The organism is Streptomyces sp. NPDC037288, from assembly GCF_055603265.1.
The window spans coordinates 1-15,877 of sequence record NZ_JBVJVY010000058.1 but is presented as its reverse complement, the minus strand read 5'-3'; the positions used below and the strand labels follow the sequence as shown (position 1 = coordinate 15,877).

Genomic DNA, 15,877 nt, shown 5'->3' with positions numbered 1-15,877 from the left:
GTTCTCCTTACTGCTGGGCGTAGAAGCTGGCTTCGGCCATGTCGACGGGGGAGGAGTCCACCGCGTCGGCGATCCCGCCGTGGTCGTTCTCGGTGGTGGTCTTCGCATCGTCGGCGGCTGCGGAGGCGCTGTCGGCGGCGGAGGTGTAGGCGCCGGCCGCGTCCTTGACGCCGGTCATGGTCAGCGCGGCGTCGGCGAACTCGGAGGTCGTCGCGTCGTCGACGGCCAGCGCCTTCATCGTCTCGGAGGCGTCCAGCATCTGTTCGGCGGCGTCATCGACGTCGGAGGCGAGCTTGGTGACGGTCTGGGCGTGCGCGTGAACCTTGTGGGTGAGCCAGGCCAGCTTGGTGCGCAGGGCCGCGTAGTTCGCGGCGTCCTTCAGGGTCTCGGTGGCGCTCATGCGGGGCTGCTCCTCTTCTATCGGGCGTTGTAGAAGTCGCGTTCGGCGGGCTTGGTCAGGGGGGAGTCGGCGACGGCCCGGAAGATGCCGCCGTGCCGCAGCTCCGCGTTCGCGGATGCGGTGCGGCACGCCTCCTCGCCGCCCTGGATCTTGTCGTGGACGTCCTTGGCGGCGGCGGCCTGGAGGTCGAGCTGCTCCTTGAGCACCTCGCACTTGGCGATGAGGTTCGCGCCGACGCCCTTCGCGGTGATGTCGGCGATGAGCGTGTCGCAGTCGGTGGCCAGCTCCGTGGCCTCGTCCATGAGTTCCAGGGCGGTGTCGGTGCTGGCCTGGCACAGGGTGGCCGAGCCTTCGGCGAGGTCGATGACCTGGGTGAGGGTCATGACCTCGCCGCCGCTGTAGGTGCGGGTCTTCCCGGCGGCGGTCGTGACGTGGATGCCCTTGTCGTCGACGGTCGCGGCGTGCGGGGCGGGCGGGTTGGGCTGCATCGCGGGGTCCTTCCTGATGTGCTCGGGCAGCGGGACGGTGCGGGGCGGCGGGACCGTGCCCGCCGGGGGGACTGCGGACCCCGGCGGCACCGTCGTCGGCGGGGTCGTCGGGGGCGGGGGAGCCGTCGGCGGTGGGGGTGTTGTCGGGGGCGGGGTGCCGGGAGGCGGGGGTGCCGTCGGCGGGGCGGTCGTTGGGGGCGCCGTCGGTGCGGTCGGCGGGGTAGTCGGGGGTGCGGTGGGCTTGGGCGGCACGGTGGTCGCGGAGGGCCCTGGAGTGGGCCCGGCAGAAGTGGAAACGGAAGGCTTCCCGCTCGGCTTTTTGAGGTAGGCAGAGCGCCAGCCGTCGCGCAGGCCACCGGCGATATGAGCGCCTGCCAGAAGCCCGTAATGCGTTTTCGCCGCGATGTTGTACGGCGTGTTTCGGAATGTTTCTGGAGCCCGGGTCGGATTCCATTTATCTTTCGGTTTAGCGGGGGGTTTCTTGATTCCCGCCTGCTCGTATTTCCCGTGCGTTTTTTCCACGCCGAACAGGTAGCTGATGGCGAGGAGTACGAGGAGTTCCACGGCCCTCCCTTCTGTGACTTTGTGTGGTTCCGGACGGTTACCGGTTACCGATTACAGGCCCGTAGGACACCGGTTCGCGCCGCCTGGCGGGCGGTTCTGGGGGTGTCCTGGGGGCTGTAACCGGTAACCGGTAACTCATGGCGTGCACTCAGCGTGACGACGAGCTGATGTTGTTCACGGTCGTGTTCGCCGTGTTGAAAACCGACTCCAGCGTGGTCCGGATCTGCTCGCTGAACGGCGTGTACGGCAGGAAGATCCCGGAGACGATCAGCATGATGCAGATCACCATCTGCTTCCCCTTCGTCTTCTTGAAGGTGAAGAACAGCGCCCAGCAGAACAGGGCGAGAGCGAAGAACTGAAGCGTCATGTCACGCACCCTTCTCGAAGGTGAATCCCTTGTCGTTCATGGGAGTTACCGCACCCGAACCGGAGGGCGCGGAGAGCTTTTTGTAGGCGATGAATCCGCCGCCTCCGACGAGTGCCACCCACAGCCACGGGCTGGAGGTGATGGCGCCGGCGCCGCCGCCGGAACCAGCGGATTCCTGGGACTTGGAGGCCGCACCGTCGAGGGTCGGGGCGTCGCAGGTGGGGATCCTCGCGATGTCGTAGGAGGCCGCCTTGGCGACCGCTGCCGCGCGCTGCTTCATGCACTCGCGGTAGATGGTCATCTCCCGCTCGTACTGGACCTTGGCCGCGGCTTCCTCGGTCTGTGCCCGCTGCTTGTCGGCCTCCGCCTCGACCAGGGCGTTCGCGGCCTGCTCCTTGGCGCGTGCACGCTCCTGGGCGGCCTGCTCGCTCTGCATGCTGGTGACGGCGATGACCGTGCCGCACACGGCGACGACGGCGATCGTGCCGCACACGGCGAGCGCCGCGGTGTTGCGGCGCATCCCGCCGACCGCGGCGGACAGACGCGAGGTGGCGGGCTTCTCCGGCTTCTCCGACTTCTCCGACGTCGGGGGGGTCGGGTTCATGAGGCTGAACTCCTTGTCCCAGTCGATTCCGGACATGGGCTGCTGACTCCTTTTCGGGGTGGTTCGAGCCCGCCCAGGCGTGCCGGAAGCGGGTTCTGATCTGGGCAAACGTGCTGTACTGGACGGGTGGCTGCTTCCGGCAGTCGCGAGGAGGGCCAGCCCGATGCCTGCGGGCTGGCCCTCCTTGGTGTGTGCCGGACGGTGGGTCAGGTGAGGTACTTGTCGGCGTCCTCGGGCCGCAGCAGGCCGGCTTCCTTCAGCAGCCGGACCGCGCGGGGCTGGTTGACCGAGAGGTCGGTGCGGACCCGGTAGAGGGTCACGTAGCCGTCCTCGTCGCGCGGGAGCGCCTGGACGAGCGGGAGGAGTTCTTCGTCCGTCCGGGCGGGCGTACCGGGTCGGTCCGTACCGCCTGTACGGCCCGTACCGCTGGTTCCGGTTGTACGGGAGGAGGCGGTCGCCGTACCGGTACGGCCACCCTGTACGCCCTCGCGGCCGGGCTGTGTACGGACGCTGACCGTGCCCGTGCGTCCCTGTACGGCCGCGTGTGCCGTACCGGTACGCCCTCGGGCCGCCGTACCTGTACGCGCCGCCCCGTCCGGGGTGGTGTGTACGCCGTATGTACGGTCGCTGTACTCCCTGGTCAGTGCCCCTTCACCCCCGTTGTGGTGCAAGGGGTGAGTCAGGGCGGATGCGGGGTCCGTACCGTCGTGTCCGGGGCCCGTACCGTCCGATCGTCCGCCGCTGTTCGCGGCGTACAGGTCGCTGTGAGCGGGCTGCGTACGGCCGGACGTCGCGCTGTCCGTACCGTCCGTCAGGCGGTGCGTACCTGTACGGTCGGGCGTTCCGTTTCCGCCGTCCGTGCCGGTACGGACCGGCGTTGCGGTGGCCGTACCGGACGGCGTGTTCGTCCCGCCGTGGCCGTCCGTCCCGTCGTTGTGCATGAGGGTGTGGACGCGCCAGATGACGGCCACAAAGATCAGGACGACGAAGGTGGTGAGCTGCCACGGCGCCGACCCGCCCTCGGGTACAAGGTGCGCCTGCTCGGAGAGGTGGAAGACGACGTTGGCCGACGCCATCAGCAGCAGCGCCGGCGCGATGTCCCGCTTGGTGCGGAACGCGGTGACGCAGTAGACGTCGATCGACACCGGCAGGAGCGGCGCGACGTAGTCGTTGATCCCGACCATGCGGGCCAGTTCGTACTCGCCGGACGCGGCGAGCCCGACGCCGGCGGCCAGCGCGACCCACGGCGCCGCCGTCCACAGCTTCTTGCCGAGGTTCTGCCGCCAGCCGCGCCACCGGGACGCGGCCTGCTTCGCCTCGCGGGCCTCGGTCAGCAGCCGGCGAGCGCGGGCCTCGTCGGCCTGTGCCCGCTCGGTGACGGCCTTGGCCTTGCGCCCGGCCTCGGCGGTGATGCGCTCGGCCTCCTTCTGGGCGGCCGCGCGCAGCTCCTGGGCGACGCTCGTGGCCTCGGTCCGCAGTCGCTCGCGCTGCTGGTCGCACGCCGTCTTCAGTCCGGCGAGCTCCTCGGTCAGGGCCTGGCGCTTGGCGGCGGCCTCAGTGTCGAACTTCTCGCCGAGCTGACGAAGTTCGGCGCGCAGTGCGGCGCGGGCCTTCTCCGCCTCGGTGTGGGCAGCGGCGACGTGGGCGTCGGCCTCACGGCGACGCTCGGCGGCGGCCTCGACCGCGTCCGCGTACAGCGTCTCCGCCTCGGTGCGCCGGGCGTCGTACTGCTCGGCGGCAGCCTTGGCGAGCTGAGCGTGCCGCTCACGAGCCTGCTCGACCTCCTTCTGCGCGGCGGCGAGCAGGTTGTCGGCCTCCTCGCGGGCGCGGGCGAGGATCTGCCCGGCCTCGGTGCGGCGGGCCTCGACCAGGGCGCCGATCTCGGTGAGGTCGGCCTCCGCCAGGCGCCGCAGCTCGGCGACCGCGGACGCGGTGGCCTGGTGGTCGGCGGCGGCCAGCTCGGTCAGCTCCGCGACCTGCGAACGCGCCTGGGCGAGAAGCTGGTCGGCGCGGGTACGGGCCTCGGCCAGGAGCCGGTCGGCCTCGCCGCGCAGCTTCTGCGCCTCCTCGCGCACCGTCTCGGCCTCCGTGGTGGCCGCCGTCCGCTGGGCGGTGGCCTCCTCCTGGGCGCCGGCGGTGACAGCCTCGGCGCGCATGCGCGCGTCGGCCAGCAGGACGGTGGCCTGTTCGTGGGTCTCGGCGACGGTGCGCGCCGCCTGCTCCTCAGCCTGCGTCTGCAAGACGAGGGCCTGCTCGCGGGCGGTGTCGATGATGTCGGCGGCCCGATCCCGGGCGTCCGCGACCCCGGCCAGCACCTCGCCGTCCGTCTCCACCACCGGCGACGTCTCCGAGACCGTCTCCGTCTCGGGGGTCGGGGCCGGGGCCTGGGCGGGCAGGGTGGAGGCGGCGGGCTGCGCGACCGTCGTGGCCGGCTTCTTGGTGCGGGCGGTGGCCCTCTTGTTCCGGGTTCGAGTGGCGGCCACGCCGCCTCCTTCCAGATCGGGTGCCGCCCCGGGGCCGGGGCGGCGGTTGTACGGGGTGGGTGCGTCAGCCGCACTGAGCGGGCAGCTCCGGCGGCGTGCTGGCGGTGGCCGGTGAGGTGCGTTCGGACTGTCCGGCTCCCCTCGGCCCCGTCCGTCCCGGCGCGCGGCGGGGACGGGCGGAGGAGGCAACCGCCAGTCGGAAGAGGTCACTCGACGCCGATGAAGCGGAACGCCGCGAAGGCGGTGCCGCGCGGGTCGGGGGTGGCCTGGACGATGCGGTCGGCCGCGTCGACGTCGCCGCGGTTGACGGCGTCGGCGGCCGCCCGGGCGGCGTCCCAGTCGATGCCCGCCGCTGGCGTCGCGGTGGCGGCCGGACGGTGGAGCCGGGTACGCAGCGTGCGCCAGGCCCGGCGGACCGGGTGCCGGCGGCGGGCCCGGTTCACCCGGGCGGCGGCGTCACGGTGCCCGAGCTCGTGGAGGATCTGTTCGGAGTCGTAGTCGGCGGCGGTCCAGCCGTCGCGGCGGATGGTGCGCATGGTGCCTCCTGGCTGCAGGACGTCGACCCGGGTCCATGCCCGGATCCGGGGATGCGAAAGGCCGGCCGCCCGTGGTGCGGGCGGCCGACCTGACCAAACAGCGTGGAACGGGAGTTGAGTTGGGTTTGCGTCCTACGGGGCGGGACGCTCAACCGTGAGCGCGACGGCCGAAGTCGTGCTGCTCGTTGGTCCGGCGGAGGGCGTCCTCCAGGCGCTTGTGGTCGGCGTCCGTCATACCGACACCGCCTGCCGGGCCCGGTTGCGGGCGGCGCGGCGCCTCAGCGCGCGGCGCTCGTCCTCGGACAGTCCGCCCCACACGCCGTCGTCCTGACCGGACTCCAGCGCCCAGGTCAGGCACTGCTCGATGACCGGGCACCGGTTGCGGCAGACAGCCTTAGCCTCCTCGATCTGCAGGAGCGCCGGGCCGGTAGTGCCGATGGGGAAGAAGAGCTCGGGGTCCTCGTCGCGGCACGAAGCCCGGTGGCGCCAGTCCATCCCGGTCACCGCCTCTGTCCGACGAGGGTCATCTCGGCGAGCGTGCGGCGGGCCTTGCGGCCGGCGCTGGCCGCGCGGCGGTCGCCGTCGGCGATGAGGTGGCGGACGAGCTGGTGGAACGCGGTGAGGTCGTCGGGCTCGAAGCCCTTCTTGTTGTCCTCGTCCTCGATGTCGTCGATGATCCCGGCGTTCGGTCGGGGCACCGGACGTGTCATGCTGAGCTGCATCAGGGCCTCCATACAGGTCCTGGACAGCCCCGGGGGCCTCATCCCTGGGGCTGTCGCGGTTGGTAGAGCCGGTGTCCACCGCGCTCTCCACCGCCCACCGAACGGCCCGGAGGCCGGGCGGCGGGCGACTGGGCAGCGCGGGGCTGCGAAGTGCTTGGGGTGTTGCGGCGCGCGGCCTTCTGCCTTCCGCTCTGACCACCTTTCGACCGGGAGGTGGAGTGCCCGCGACCACTGGCTCACCCGCCGGGTCGTGCGATGTTCCGTATACCGGCTGGGGGCTGTCATCGCGCTACCGCCGCAAGATGCTGCGGGGGAGGGTGATCGCTCGGCCCACGCGACAGCCGAAACAGACCGAGGTCTGCCTTGCTGCCGCTCCGTGGCACGAAGAAGGGTCGCTCTCACTTCCCCGCCTCGCACCGCCGTTCACGGTGACCGGGATTCTGGCTCCGGTCGTGCCCTTCTGACGCATCCGACAGCCCCGCAAGGACTGGAGTCCGGTCACCCTTACGCGCAACACCCAGCCAGTTGCCTGGTCAGGGGCGGCAGTCGTCACCCGGCGTAGCGTCTTCGATTCTCAAGGAACGGTCACTCCCCGGTCCGGCCGCGACGCCAGTCGCAAATGACCTTCTCCGGGGGCTAGGCGGTCGGTGAATCTGGCCGCTTCGACCGCCGCCACTCGAGGTGGCGACGATGGGAGCCGTCAGAGCCGAAGGTCTGGGGTCAGGCCGCGAGCGGCACCGGCGCGGAGGCCGGAACGGCGGCGGTGGCGATCGGGCGGAGCATCTGCGCGCCGACGGACCGGGCCGCGCCCATCAGTTCCTCGCGGATCCACACGGCGATCGACGGCTCCAGGGCCTCCAACAGCCGCTCGCGGACTCGCTCGGTGATCGACGGGTCGGCCGCGACGATGTCCCGCGCCGCGTCCCTGCGCGCCGCGAACTCGGAGCCGACCTCGTCCTGGGCCTTGGTGCGGCCGCCCCGCGCGCCGGCCGCGGCGTCGTAGCGGGCCAGCTCGCCCGGGGTCACGAACTCGTACATCTCCAGGGGCGTACCGAACACGACGTCCAGGTCGACCCCACCGAACTCCGGGAGCTCGACGTCCAGCTCGTCCAGCAGCTCCTGGGTCTCAACGTCGAAGTTCTCGGTGGCGAGGCCAGCGGTGGGGCGGGTGGTGGTGTTCATGGGGTGGAGCTCCCTTCGAGTTCGGGCTCAACGTGATCCCAGGAAGTGGCAGGTGGGGGCTTTGCCGCCCCGCTCACCTTGCCGGCATACCTAACTTAGCTGATACAGTACGGGGCGTGTCAAGTACTTGGTTGAGGAAGCTATGGAAGCTAGCTAAGGCGAGGGGGTCGACCTACGATGTCGCTCATGAGCAACGAGGCCGTGCAGCCGTACCAGCGAATCGTTCAGGATGTCCGCGACAAGATCCGCTCCGGTCGCCTGACGGCAGGGACGAAACTTCCGAGCACTCGGGAGCTGGCGGAGGAGTACGGCGTTGCGGCCGGCACCGTCCAGCGAGCCCTGGCCGAGCTGCGCACGGCTGGGCTCATCTACTCGCACCAAGGACGCGGCTCCTTCGTCACGGAGACCGCCTCCGAGTCCAGCGAGGACTCGACTGCCCGTGCTCTTAGGGCACTTGAGGAGCAGGTCGCCGACCTCGCCGCCCGCCTCGAACGGATCGAGAAGGGTCGAAGCGACTGACGTCCTTTCTCGCGTCTCGTTGCGCATGTTCGTCCCTCCCTGGCCGGTCCAACTTCGTTAGCAAAGTTGTAGGCCCGACCACGGAGCTGGTTCTAGGTATGACATGTGTCCAGCCACTGGACACACCGATAGGAGACATGGAGGGGGATCAGCGTGGGGCAGAAGCCGAACGTTCTGACCCCAGAGGCATCGCCCCTGGACCGCTTTGGCTACACGGTTCGAGACCTTCGCGAGCGGTGTGGCCTCAGCTTGCGCGGCCTTGCGGAAGCCACCTTCTGCTCGTACTCCAAGCTGTGGAAATGGGAGAACGCCAAGCGCGCTCCGAAGTACCGCTCCGAGGTCGAACAGCTGGATCGCGTACTCAACGCGCAGGGCTTACTTATCGAGTTGTGGGAGCGCATCGGCACGGATGATTCCCCCCAGGGCCATGTGTCCGTTTCAGGGCTCCATGTGTCCGAATCATCGGTGGACCTGGCCACAGCCGCATCCCAGCGGGCAACGTCGGACGATGAGGGGATCTTTGTCCCCGCTCGTCTACGGGATGGATCGGTGGTTTTCGTGGCGCTCGATCGACGCGCGATGCTGCGTGGCGGGATGGGGCTCGGTGCAGCAGCTGCGCTGGGCGGGGGGACGCCGGCGGCCGCCAGCTCCCTGCCGGGCCTGACACGGCCTGCCCGGTCGGCTTCCGCCTACAGTGGCACGCCGGTGGAACACTTCCAGCGTGCGCGTCGTCTGCTGATCGACAGCGACAATCTCCTTGGTCCCAGCCGAGCCATCGCGGCCGTCCGCCAGCACATCGAGGACATCAAGGACCTGCGTCAGGATGCGAAGGGCGTTGATCGCCACGCCCTCATGGAACTCCAGACGCAGTACGCGGAATTCGCCTCCTGGCTCTACCAGGACCTGGGCGACTTCAACAGCGCGCAGTTCTGGCTCGATCGGGCGTTCCAGTGGAGCCACACCGTCGGGGACGGCGACCTGACGTCCTATGTGATGGCCCGCAAGGCACAGCTCGCCGGCGAAATGCGCGACCTGGTCGACGCCGTCGACCTCGCCGAAGCCGCGCAGCGCATGGCCCGTCCCCGCAGCCGACTGGCCGCCGTCGCCCGGACCTACGAGTCGTACGGGCACGCGTTGCGCGGTGAGTCGACCGACAGCGAGCGCGCGATCGACGACGTACGCAACGCCCTCGACCGCGTCTCCGGCGACACGACCCCTTGGGGCGTGTGGCTGAACGAGCAGTACGTGGAGGTGCACCGGGCGCAGAGCCTGGAGGCGCTGGGAAAGCACGCGGAGGCCGCCGAGGTCTTCACCAGCGCCATCAAGGCACTGCCCGACGGTTACCACCGCGACCGCGGCGTCTACCTGGCTCGGGCCGCCGTGGCTCATGTCGGTGCTGGCGCGCCCGACCAGGCCGCTGCGGTCGGCCTCCAGGCCCTGACCGTCGCCAATGACACGGGCTCGGGCCGGATCGTCCGGGAGCTCGCACGTCTCGACAAGGCGCTGGTGCCCTGGCAGCGCCAGCCCGAGGTCGCGGAGTTCCGCGCGCACTTCGACGGCACACTCGCCCACGAATCCTGAGCAGAACGGATCACATCACCTATGACCACGCGTCCGTACGTCATCCTCTCCGCTGCCATGTCGGTCGACGGCTACCTCGACGACGCCAGCCCCGAGCGGCTGCGCCTGTCCAACGCAGCCGATTTCGACCGCGTTGACCAGGTCCGCGCGGAGTCCGACGCCATCCTGATCGGCGCGACGACCATGCGGAAGGACAACCCGCGTCTCCTCGTCAACAGCGAAACGCGACGGGCTCAGCGCGTTGCCGAGGGCAAGCCGGCCTACCCGCTCAAGGTCACGGTCACCCGGACCGGGGACCTTTCCTCTGACCTAAATTTCTGGCACCACGGCGGCGAGAAGTTGGTCGTCACCGTCGATGACGCGGTGGAGAAGGTGCGCGCCACGCTCGACGGGCTTGCCGACGTCGTCAGCGTCGGACCGGAGCTCGACTGGGGCCTGGTCCTCGATGAGCTCGGTCGCCGTGGCATCGGCCGGCTCATGGTGGAGGGCGGCGGCACGATCCACACCCAGCTCATGGCCGCGAACCTCGCCGACGAAGTGCACCTGGCCATCGCTCCGCTGCTGGTGGGTCAGCCGGAGGCGGCCCGATTCCTGGGCGCCGCCGACTACCCCGGCGGATCGACGGCCCGGATGAAGGTGCTCGAGGTCCGGGCGATCGATGACGTGGTCTTCGTCCGCTACGCCCCGAAGGAGCGCACCGCCTGATGTACGCGCCCGACCGAGACCAGGACCTCCGCTGGACACAGCGCGCGATCGACCTCGCCGCTCTGTGCCCTCCAGCTACGGGGGCCTACTCGGTCGGCGCGGTGATCGTCGGCGAGGACGGCACCAAGCTGGCGTCCGGCTACTCCCGTGCAACCGGCCCCCGCGATCACGCCGAAGAGGTCGCCCTCGCCCCAACTCCCCAAGGATGACCCGCGACTCGCAGGCGCGACGCTCTACAGCACGCTGGAGCCCTGCTCCCAGCGCAGCGCGTCCCGCCCGCCGTGCGCGCAGCGGATCCTCGCCGCCGGCATTCCGCGCGTCGTCATCGCCTGGCGGGAACCGACCCTGTTCGTCGACGACTGCGTTGGCTACGAACAGCTGGTTGAAGCCGGGGTGACCGTAGTGGAACTGCCGGAGCTGATGGCGGCCGCGAAGGCCGTCAATGCGCATCTGGGGAGGCTGGCGTGACGGCACAGCAGGTGTCTGCACCCTGCCAGAGATCAAATGGTGTATCTTTTTGGGAAGTGTTGGATGGGATGGAGGCTGTGATGTCAGATTCGCTGCGCCGAATCGATGCCCTTGTGGATGCTGACACGCTGCCCCCGCCCCACATCCGGCAGCAGCTGCGGATCGCTGCGAACCTCACCCAGGGGGAAGTCGCAGAGGCCATCGGCGTCAAGCGGCTTGCCGTCGTGCGGTGGGAAGCCGGCCAGACTCAGCCCCACCGGGGAAACCGTCTGAAGTATGCGGAGCTGCTCCGTCGCCTGGCCGAGGAGCACCCATCCGTCGCTCAGGGGGGACCGCATGCGAACTGACCTCGCGTCCGGTTTCAGGTACGCCGACTCCACCTTCGGTTTCGAGGGGGTCGACGTGACGTAACCGCCACCGGCCGCGCGCACCAGACAGCGGACTGACAATCCACTCGGCCTCGCGCGGCCCTTCGCTCCGACCGGGCTTGACACCCCAGTCGGCTGCTCAGTCCCGGTTGGCGCCGGTCCTGAGCTTCGGCTCATCGAGCCAGTTCTCTCGCAATACCCCGCCTTCGACAAGCGGGTTGGCCCCTTTGACAAGGGCCTCCAGCAACACCCCGACCGCTGACAACGGTCGGTGTCCTGCCGATCCGCGGGGCCCTGTGACGGGGGCCCTGCGGTTCACCGGAATCAAGAGGAGAGGAGAAATCTCCCCCCACCCGATCCAGGTCCGCCCGCTTCTCACGAAGGGGGCGGCCCCTGACACATCCATGGAGGCCGGTCCAGCCCCGAGGGGCTCTGGTCGGTCCAGCCATATGGAAGGCAGGTCTTTCTCATAGTGCCCCAAGTGGTGTCCCCCTGTCAGCTTGACCCTGTCCGTTTCACCCCAGTTCGGGCGCGGCTGTTGTCTCGTGTGACGGGATCGGCGTACCGTTCGCCCCTCTTTTTCCGTTCCGTACCGGAAGTTGAATTTCCGGTAGGAAGCTACAAGCGCGGTGCTTTCGGCACGGTCCCGCCGGCCACGGTCGCGGCGCCGGCCGCCCGGCTCGTCCACCCGCTCCCCGAGTTCATCAACAACTCCGTCGACGGCGGTGTCCGCGAGGGTGCCGTCCCGTGTGGCGGGACAGGTTCCAAGATTTCTGCCCGTCGTGCGGGAGCGCGGGGGGTGATCCGGGCTGAGCGGGCTCTGTCCACAGGCCGCGTGTTGCAGGGTCGGCGATGGATCACGAAGCGCGCGTTTTGCCTGCTGAGGGGGGTGTCCGCTTTGGCGTGTACACCGGCCCGATGACGACACAGGCGATCTTCACCGCCCCGGCCGGGACGGTGGGCCGATGAGCAGCACGGCGGCATCGGTCGCCGCGCTGATTCCTGCCCCGCGTCCGTCGGTCGACGACGCCGATGCGGTCGTCGTGCTGCCCGTGCTGTTCGTGCCGGAGGCGTCGCAGTGGCTGTCGACGTCGTCGGGCCGGATCGCGGGCGACGGCTACTCGTGGATGCAGGCGGTCCACTGGGTCGCCGGGTCCGGGCTCTACAAGCCGCGGCGGCACCGGTCGCACGGGCCGCGCAGCTTCGGGCCGACGACCGTGCGCGTCGCCCAGGAGCTCGCGCAGCTCTTCCCGTGCCGTCCGGGCATCGAGTACCTGGTGCGCCGCACCGGCTTGTCGGAGCGGTCGGTGGAGTACCACCTGGGGATGCTGCGGGAGGCCGGGCTGCTCGCGTGGATCGTGAAGGGCGCCCGGGTGTCCGGCGGCCCGGCGCAGGCCAGCGAGTTCGCGCGGATGATCCCGGTGGAGTTCGACGACGCGCTGGGGATCCGCACGGTGCAGCGGGACGAGGGCGCTCCGGCGTACACGCGGGCGGTGTCCGGGATCGCGGAGGCCGGCCGGGAGCTGATGGCGAAGCTGGTGAAGAAGGCGGCCCGGAAGGTGCGCAAGCCGCGCTCGGAGACGTCGTCGAAGGTCCCGGCGAAGGCCTCGGTGAGGGGTGCTGAGCAGGGCGGTGTGACGGCTGTTTCGGATGAGGTCCGTTGCACCCCAATGCAGGTCGGTACCTCAGTGTCTTCCACTGCGGGTACTACTTCCTTCCCCCCTGAGAGCAAGCTCGCAAGCGGGGAAGCCAAGTCCCCCACCCCGAAGAAGTCCAAGACGAAGGCCGGCGGTCGCCGGAAGCTGAACGTCGTCGGGCGCCGCTTCCAGCTGGCCCGGGAGCTCACCCAGGAGCTGGACTGGCTGCGCGGCTGCTCGGTGCCCCGGATCGCCTGGGTGGCCCGGAACGTCGCTGATGCCGGATGGACCGTGACCGACGTCCGTGCCTGGCTGCATCTGCGCGGCGAGGCGGCCCACGTCCGTCGGGGCTCCGGTCTGCTCGCCGTGCTGCTGGCCAATGCGGAGAACGTCCTGGACACCCCGGCCAAGCGGACCGAGGCAATCGAGCAGTGGCGCGGTGCCCAGGAAGCCGCGCGCCGCGACCGCATCCAGCAGGTCCGCGCCCGCACCGAGCGCTACGAGGGCGACTGGGACGCCCCCTCCAGCCGTGCGGTTCAGCGTGAGGTGGAGGCCGCGTTCGCCAAGGTCAGGGAGGCAGCGAACGGCGGCCGCCACCAGGACCAGGACGACGTCGCCGACGACCAGGCCCTCGATGCGGAGCTGAGCGAGCAGGAGCTGGCGCAGCTGCGCGCTGACGCCTGGGGCCAGCTCATGGCAGGCCAGACGGACCTCGTCATGACGGCCGTGGACGCCATGGGGCGTCCCGCCGCCGAACGCATCTACGGCGCGGAGCTGGTGCACCGCGCCCGCCAGATCGCGAGCGGCTCGCGCAGCTCGCTGATGACCTACGGACGCCGGTAGGAGGCCGACATGACCGAGCAGACCACCACCACCGACCAGACCGGCAGCAGCGGCGACGCCGCCCCGGAGCTGTCCGGCGTCGACCTCGCCCGGGTCGCTCTGCAGCAGGCCCGGCTGGCCGCGCGGAACAACGGCGGCGGCGAGGCGCGCGTCCCGCGCCGGCGCCGGGTGACGACCGTGAAGCGGGACGGGCGGGAGCCTTCCGGGTTCGCCGCCGTCCTCGCCGGGCTGATGGCCGACCGGGCCTGGGAGCTCCCGGCCGCCGGCGGCAGCGTCCTGGACCAGTGGCCGGACATCGCAGCGGCCGTCGCCCCGCAGCTGCCCCACCACGTCACGGCCGTCGCGTTCCACCCGGAGACCGGACAGCTCGACCTGCGCCCGGACTCTTCGTCCTACGCCACCCAGCTGCGCCTGATCACCGCGCGGATCGTCGCCACGGCCAACAAGGCGGCCGGCACCGACGCGGTCCGCACGGTGCGGGTCCTGCCCCCGGGGGCCGCGCCCGCGCCCCGAACCGCTTCGGCCGCCGCGCCGGACGTTCCACAGGCGCCGGTGAAGACGCGCGAGATGGGATCGCCCGGCTTCCACCAGGCGCTCGCCGCGCACCAGGCCATGGTGCCGCCGAGCCGCGTCGACCCGTCGATCGCGGAGGCAGTGGAACGCCAGACCCGGGCGATGCGGGCGCTCAGCCGCCGCGCGTTCCCCGAGCCGGAACGGGCGGCCGACGACCAGCCAGCCCCGATCGAGCAGGCCCGCGCCGAGCGGCGCCGCCAGGCCGACGCCTCTCACGCGGCGGCCCTGCGCCGGGCCCGTGCGGAGCGCGCGGCGAGGGAGGCCGGGACGGCGGCCGCGGTCCCGCAGACAGCGCCGCTGGGCAGGACCGCGTGACGGGGAAAGCTCGAGGTGTCAGGGGCGGCGAGCGAGGACGTCGTCGATGCGGGAGGCGTCGGCGACCCACGTTGCGGCGGCCGGCGCTATGAAGCCGAGCACGGTCTGGATGTCATCCCGGCGTGCTTCGAGGGGCAGGTGCCAGATCCCTTCGTGGTGGGCGATGCGGTTGCGGAACTGGTGCAGCCGCTTGACCGGATTCTCCACCGTGGTCAGGGCACGGTTGGGGGCGTGGGGGAAGGCGCCCGCGAGGTCGGGCCAGAGGCTGGTCTTGTACTGGCGGGCCAGCAGGAAGCGCCAGAAGCCGAAGCTCAGCTCCGCGATGACCTTCCCGCGCGGCGTGGTCGCAGCGCCGCCCCGATCAGCGCGCTCTTGGGCCTGGGCGATGTCGCCGCGGGCCTTGCCGGTGAGAGGGACCTGCCTGTCGATGTACCACTCGGTGGTGCGGCCCCGGCGCTGCTGGCGGGCAACGAGCCGTGCGTCCAGCGCGTTGCGCAGCATGATCTCCAGGTGCCCGAGCGGTTCGAAGAACGCCGCGGCGAGGTCGCTGTTCCACCGGTACAGCGCGAGCGCGGCGGTGGAGTCACCGGCGCAGGCGCTCAGGTAGGGGTTCAGCCGGTCGGGGCTGATCAGCTCGATGACCGCCTTGTCGTCGGGCGGCTCAATGCTGGTGGGCGGCGTGCTGTGCATGGTGGGGCAATCGTAGGTACACTGGGCGGCGAAGACCCTGGAATCGTCCCTGGTAGCCCTCGAAAGTGGGCAGGCCATACCCCCAGGGTTCAGACCTCAGACAAGGGCCGCCCGGGAAGCCGGGCGGCCCTTGCGCTTTCCCAATCCCGGTGGTGAAGAGCGCCTCCGCCTGGCCACACCAAGCTGGACACGGCGACAGGCCGCGCGGTATTCGGCCAGGTCCGATGGCTTTGTGCCATTCGTCGGCAACCCGCCTCCAACACCACCAAGGCGCCGCTACACAAGAAGGCTGGCGGCGACATACAGCCGCCCCTGGGGTGAATGCCAGTCGGTGGGGAGGCCGGGGCGTTGGTGACCATCAACGTGGCGGTGCTGCTCGTAGTCATCGTCATCTGGCGGCTGCGGCGGCGTACAGAGGCCCGCAGCCGCTTCGACGAGAAGCTGACCGTCGTCATCGTTCTGGCGTTGGGTGTCCTGATCGCCCCCACCCCGGTCGGTGAGGGGATCGTGAACGTCCTGGGGCAGCTGGCGAGCGGCGTCACGCAGGCCGGCCGATGAGCTGCCGCACCCGCCGGGATCCGGCGGCGCACTGCGGATCACGGACCTGGGAAGCGGGGCGGTGATGGCGGCACGTCGACGGCGCTGGCGCTTGAAGAAGCAGACCCGCAGGCAGCTGCAGGTCTGGGGCGTGGTGGCGGCCGGGGTCGCCGTGGGCATTGTCACGTTGATCTGAGCCGGTGAGATGATCTTCGGGTTGGTCATCCTGGGAGCTGTTCGTGGACACCGCGCCGTCTTACAAGGGGCACCGGTACCCGGTGGAGGTCATCTCCCA

The 15,877-nt window shown here is 70.4% G+C and carries 20 protein-coding genes; 9 read left to right on the top strand and 11 right to left on the bottom strand.

Annotation, left to right across the window (positions count from 1 at the left end; genetic code table 11):
* Positions 1–7 precede the first annotated feature (7 nt).
* The 9 genes from ACZ7GZ_RS37630 to ACZ7GZ_RS37590 form a co-directional block, all read right to left on the bottom strand.
* Entirely contained in the window at positions 8–400 is a 393-nt protein-coding gene (locus tag ACZ7GZ_RS37630; protein WP_138909804.1) for a hypothetical protein, read from the bottom strand.
* Positions 401–417: 17 nt separating this feature from the next.
* A complete protein-coding gene (locus tag ACZ7GZ_RS37625; protein ID WP_471031534.1) occupies positions 418–888 on the bottom strand; it encodes a hypothetical protein in 471 nt (156 codons plus the stop codon).
* A gap of 712 nt (positions 889–1,600) precedes the next feature.
* Positions 1,601–1,819 (bottom strand): hypothetical protein, encoded by a 219-nt coding sequence (locus ACZ7GZ_RS37620; protein WP_229868326.1) that lies wholly within the window; start codon positions 1,817–1,819, stop codon positions 1,601–1,603.
* 1 nt (position 1,820) lies between these two features.
* Positions 1,821–2,459 carry a hypothetical protein gene (locus ACZ7GZ_RS37615; RefSeq protein WP_471031531.1) on the bottom strand — a complete coding sequence of 213 codons (639 nt, stop codon included), beginning with the start codon at positions 2,457–2,459 and terminating at the stop codon, positions 1,821–1,823.
* Between the two features lie 170 nt (positions 2,460–2,629).
* The gene (locus ACZ7GZ_RS37610) at positions 2,630–4,906 is read right to left on the bottom strand and encodes a hypothetical protein (protein ID WP_471031529.1); all 2,277 of its coding nucleotides are present in this window, start codon (positions 4,904–4,906) and stop codon (positions 2,630–2,632) included.
* A gap of 206 nt (positions 4,907–5,112) precedes the next feature.
* Complete coding sequence (locus tag ACZ7GZ_RS37605; protein ID WP_471031527.1) at positions 5,113–5,442, bottom strand: hypothetical protein; 330 nt, start codon at positions 5,440–5,442, stop codon at positions 5,113–5,115.
* Positions 5,443–5,673: 231 nt separating this feature from the next.
* Positions 5,674–5,937 (bottom strand): WhiB family transcriptional regulator, encoded by a 264-nt coding sequence (locus ACZ7GZ_RS37600; RefSeq protein WP_471031525.1) that lies wholly within the window; start codon positions 5,935–5,937, stop codon positions 5,674–5,676.
* Positions 5,938–5,942: 5 nt separating this feature from the next.
* On the bottom strand, positions 5,943–6,164 hold the full coding sequence (locus tag ACZ7GZ_RS37595; RefSeq protein WP_471031524.1) for a hypothetical protein: 222 nt from the start codon (positions 6,162–6,164) through the stop codon (positions 5,943–5,945).
* 720 nt (positions 6,165–6,884) lie between these two features.
* On the bottom strand, positions 6,885–7,346 hold the full coding sequence (locus ACZ7GZ_RS37590) for a hypothetical protein (RefSeq protein ID WP_471031521.1): 462 nt from the start codon (positions 7,344–7,346) through the stop codon (positions 6,885–6,887).
* Positions 7,347–7,532: 186 nt separating this feature from the next.
* Between ACZ7GZ_RS37590 and ACZ7GZ_RS37585 the strand changes: the two genes are divergently transcribed.
* From ACZ7GZ_RS37585 to ACZ7GZ_RS37565, 5 genes are all read left to right on the top strand, one after another.
* Complete coding sequence (locus tag ACZ7GZ_RS37585; RefSeq protein ID WP_471031519.1) at positions 7,533–7,865, top strand: GntR family transcriptional regulator; 333 nt, start codon at positions 7,533–7,535, stop codon at positions 7,863–7,865.
* A 153-nt stretch (positions 7,866–8,018) separates the two neighbouring features.
* Positions 8,019–9,446, top strand: coding sequence for a helix-turn-helix domain-containing protein (locus ACZ7GZ_RS37580; RefSeq protein WP_471031517.1), 1,428 nt, complete (start codon positions 8,019–8,021; stop codon positions 9,444–9,446).
* 21 nt (positions 9,447–9,467) lie between these two features.
* Positions 9,468–10,151 carry a RibD family protein gene (locus tag ACZ7GZ_RS37575; protein WP_471031514.1) on the top strand — a complete coding sequence of 228 codons (684 nt, stop codon included), beginning with the start codon at positions 9,468–9,470 and terminating at the stop codon, positions 10,149–10,151.
* Positions 10,151–10,360 carry a cytidine/deoxycytidylate deaminase family protein gene (locus ACZ7GZ_RS37570; protein ID WP_471031512.1) on the top strand — a complete coding sequence of 70 codons (210 nt, stop codon included), beginning with the start codon at positions 10,151–10,153 and terminating at the stop codon, positions 10,358–10,360. Before ACZ7GZ_RS37575 ends, ACZ7GZ_RS37570 begins: the two co-directional genes overlap by 1 nt.
* A complete protein-coding gene (locus tag ACZ7GZ_RS37565; protein WP_471031510.1) occupies positions 10,299–10,619 on the top strand; it encodes a hypothetical protein in 321 nt (106 codons plus the stop codon). Before ACZ7GZ_RS37570 ends, ACZ7GZ_RS37565 begins: the two co-directional genes overlap by 62 nt.
* Positions 10,620–10,702: 83 nt before the next feature.
* Here the strand turns inward: ACZ7GZ_RS37565 and ACZ7GZ_RS37560 are convergent, their stop codons facing one another.
* Entirely contained in the window at positions 10,703–10,876 is a 174-nt protein-coding gene (locus ACZ7GZ_RS37560; protein ID WP_471031583.1) for a hypothetical protein, read from the bottom strand.
* Between ACZ7GZ_RS37560 and ACZ7GZ_RS37555 the strand changes: the two genes are divergently transcribed.
* The 3 genes from ACZ7GZ_RS37555 to ACZ7GZ_RS37545 all read left to right on the top strand — a co-directional run bounded on the left by ACZ7GZ_RS37555 (position 10,820) and on the right by ACZ7GZ_RS37545 (position 14,355).
* The gene (locus ACZ7GZ_RS37555) at positions 10,820–10,966 is read left to right on the top strand and encodes a hypothetical protein (protein WP_471031581.1); all 147 of its coding nucleotides are present in this window, start codon (positions 10,820–10,822) and stop codon (positions 10,964–10,966) included. The genes ACZ7GZ_RS37560 and ACZ7GZ_RS37555 overlap by 57 nt on opposite strands.
* A gap of 986 nt (positions 10,967–11,952) precedes the next feature.
* Positions 11,953–13,467 (top strand): transcriptional regulator, encoded by a 1,515-nt coding sequence (locus tag ACZ7GZ_RS37550; protein WP_471031508.1) that lies wholly within the window; start codon positions 11,953–11,955, stop codon positions 13,465–13,467.
* 9 nt (positions 13,468–13,476) lie between these two features.
* A complete protein-coding gene (locus tag ACZ7GZ_RS37545; RefSeq protein ID WP_471031505.1) occupies positions 13,477–14,355 on the top strand; it encodes a DciA family protein in 879 nt (292 codons plus the stop codon).
* A gap of 18 nt (positions 14,356–14,373) precedes the next feature.
* On the opposite strand, the gene ACZ7GZ_RS37540 is transcribed toward ACZ7GZ_RS37545, so the two are convergent.
* Complete coding sequence (locus ACZ7GZ_RS37540; protein WP_471031504.1) at positions 14,374–15,045, bottom strand: hypothetical protein; 672 nt, start codon at positions 15,043–15,045, stop codon at positions 14,374–14,376.
* Between the two features lie 348 nt (positions 15,046–15,393).
* Here ACZ7GZ_RS37540 and ACZ7GZ_RS37535 point away from each other — a divergent pair, with 348 nt between their 5' ends.
* Positions 15,394–15,603, top strand: a complete 210-nt coding sequence (locus tag ACZ7GZ_RS37535; protein WP_471031501.1) for a hypothetical protein — start codon at positions 15,394–15,396, stop codon at positions 15,601–15,603.
* Positions 15,604–15,877: the final 274 nt, after the last annotated feature.

Bases quoted from the DNA above. Each gene is read 5' to 3' on its own strand.
- ACZ7GZ_RS37630 (WP_138909804.1), bottom strand. From the start codon at position 400: ATGAGCGCCACCGAGACCCTGAAGGACGCCGCGAACTACGCGGCCCTG.
- ACZ7GZ_RS37625 (WP_471031534.1), bottom strand. From the start codon at position 888: ATGCAGCCCAACCCGCCCGCCCCGCACGCCGCGACCGTCGACGACAAG.
- ACZ7GZ_RS37620 (WP_229868326.1), bottom strand. From the start codon at position 1,819: ATGACGCTTCAGTTCTTCGCTCTCGCCCTGTTCTGCTGGGCGCTGTTC.
- ACZ7GZ_RS37615 (WP_471031531.1), bottom strand. From the start codon at position 2,459: ATGTCCGGAATCGACTGGGACAAGGAGTTCAGCCTCATGAACCCGACC.
- ACZ7GZ_RS37605 (WP_471031527.1), bottom strand. From the start codon at position 5,442: ATGCGCACCATCCGCCGCGACGGCTGGACCGCCGCCGACTACGACTCC.
- ACZ7GZ_RS37600 (WP_471031525.1), bottom strand. From the start codon at position 5,937: ATGGACTGGCGCCACCGGGCTTCGTGCCGCGACGAGGACCCCGAGCTC.
- ACZ7GZ_RS37595 (WP_471031524.1), bottom strand. From the start codon at position 6,164: ATGCAGCTCAGCATGACACGTCCGGTGCCCCGACCGAACGCCGGGATC.
- ACZ7GZ_RS37590 (WP_471031521.1), bottom strand. From the start codon at position 7,346: ATGAACACCACCACCCGCCCCACCGCTGGCCTCGCCACCGAGAACTTC.
- ACZ7GZ_RS37585 (WP_471031519.1), top strand. From the start codon at position 7,533: ATGAGCAACGAGGCCGTGCAGCCGTACCAGCGAATCGTTCAGGATGTC.
- ACZ7GZ_RS37575 (WP_471031514.1), top strand. From the start codon at position 9,468: ATGACCACGCGTCCGTACGTCATCCTCTCCGCTGCCATGTCGGTCGAC.
- ACZ7GZ_RS37570 (WP_471031512.1), top strand. From the start codon at position 10,151: ATGTACGCGCCCGACCGAGACCAGGACCTCCGCTGGACACAGCGCGCG.
- ACZ7GZ_RS37550 (WP_471031508.1), top strand. From the start codon at position 11,953: ATGAGCAGCACGGCGGCATCGGTCGCCGCGCTGATTCCTGCCCCGCGT.
- ACZ7GZ_RS37545 (WP_471031505.1), top strand. From the start codon at position 13,477: ATGACCGAGCAGACCACCACCACCGACCAGACCGGCAGCAGCGGCGAC.
- ACZ7GZ_RS37540 (WP_471031504.1), bottom strand. From the start codon at position 15,045: ATGCACAGCACGCCGCCCACCAGCATTGAGCCGCCCGACGACAAGGCG.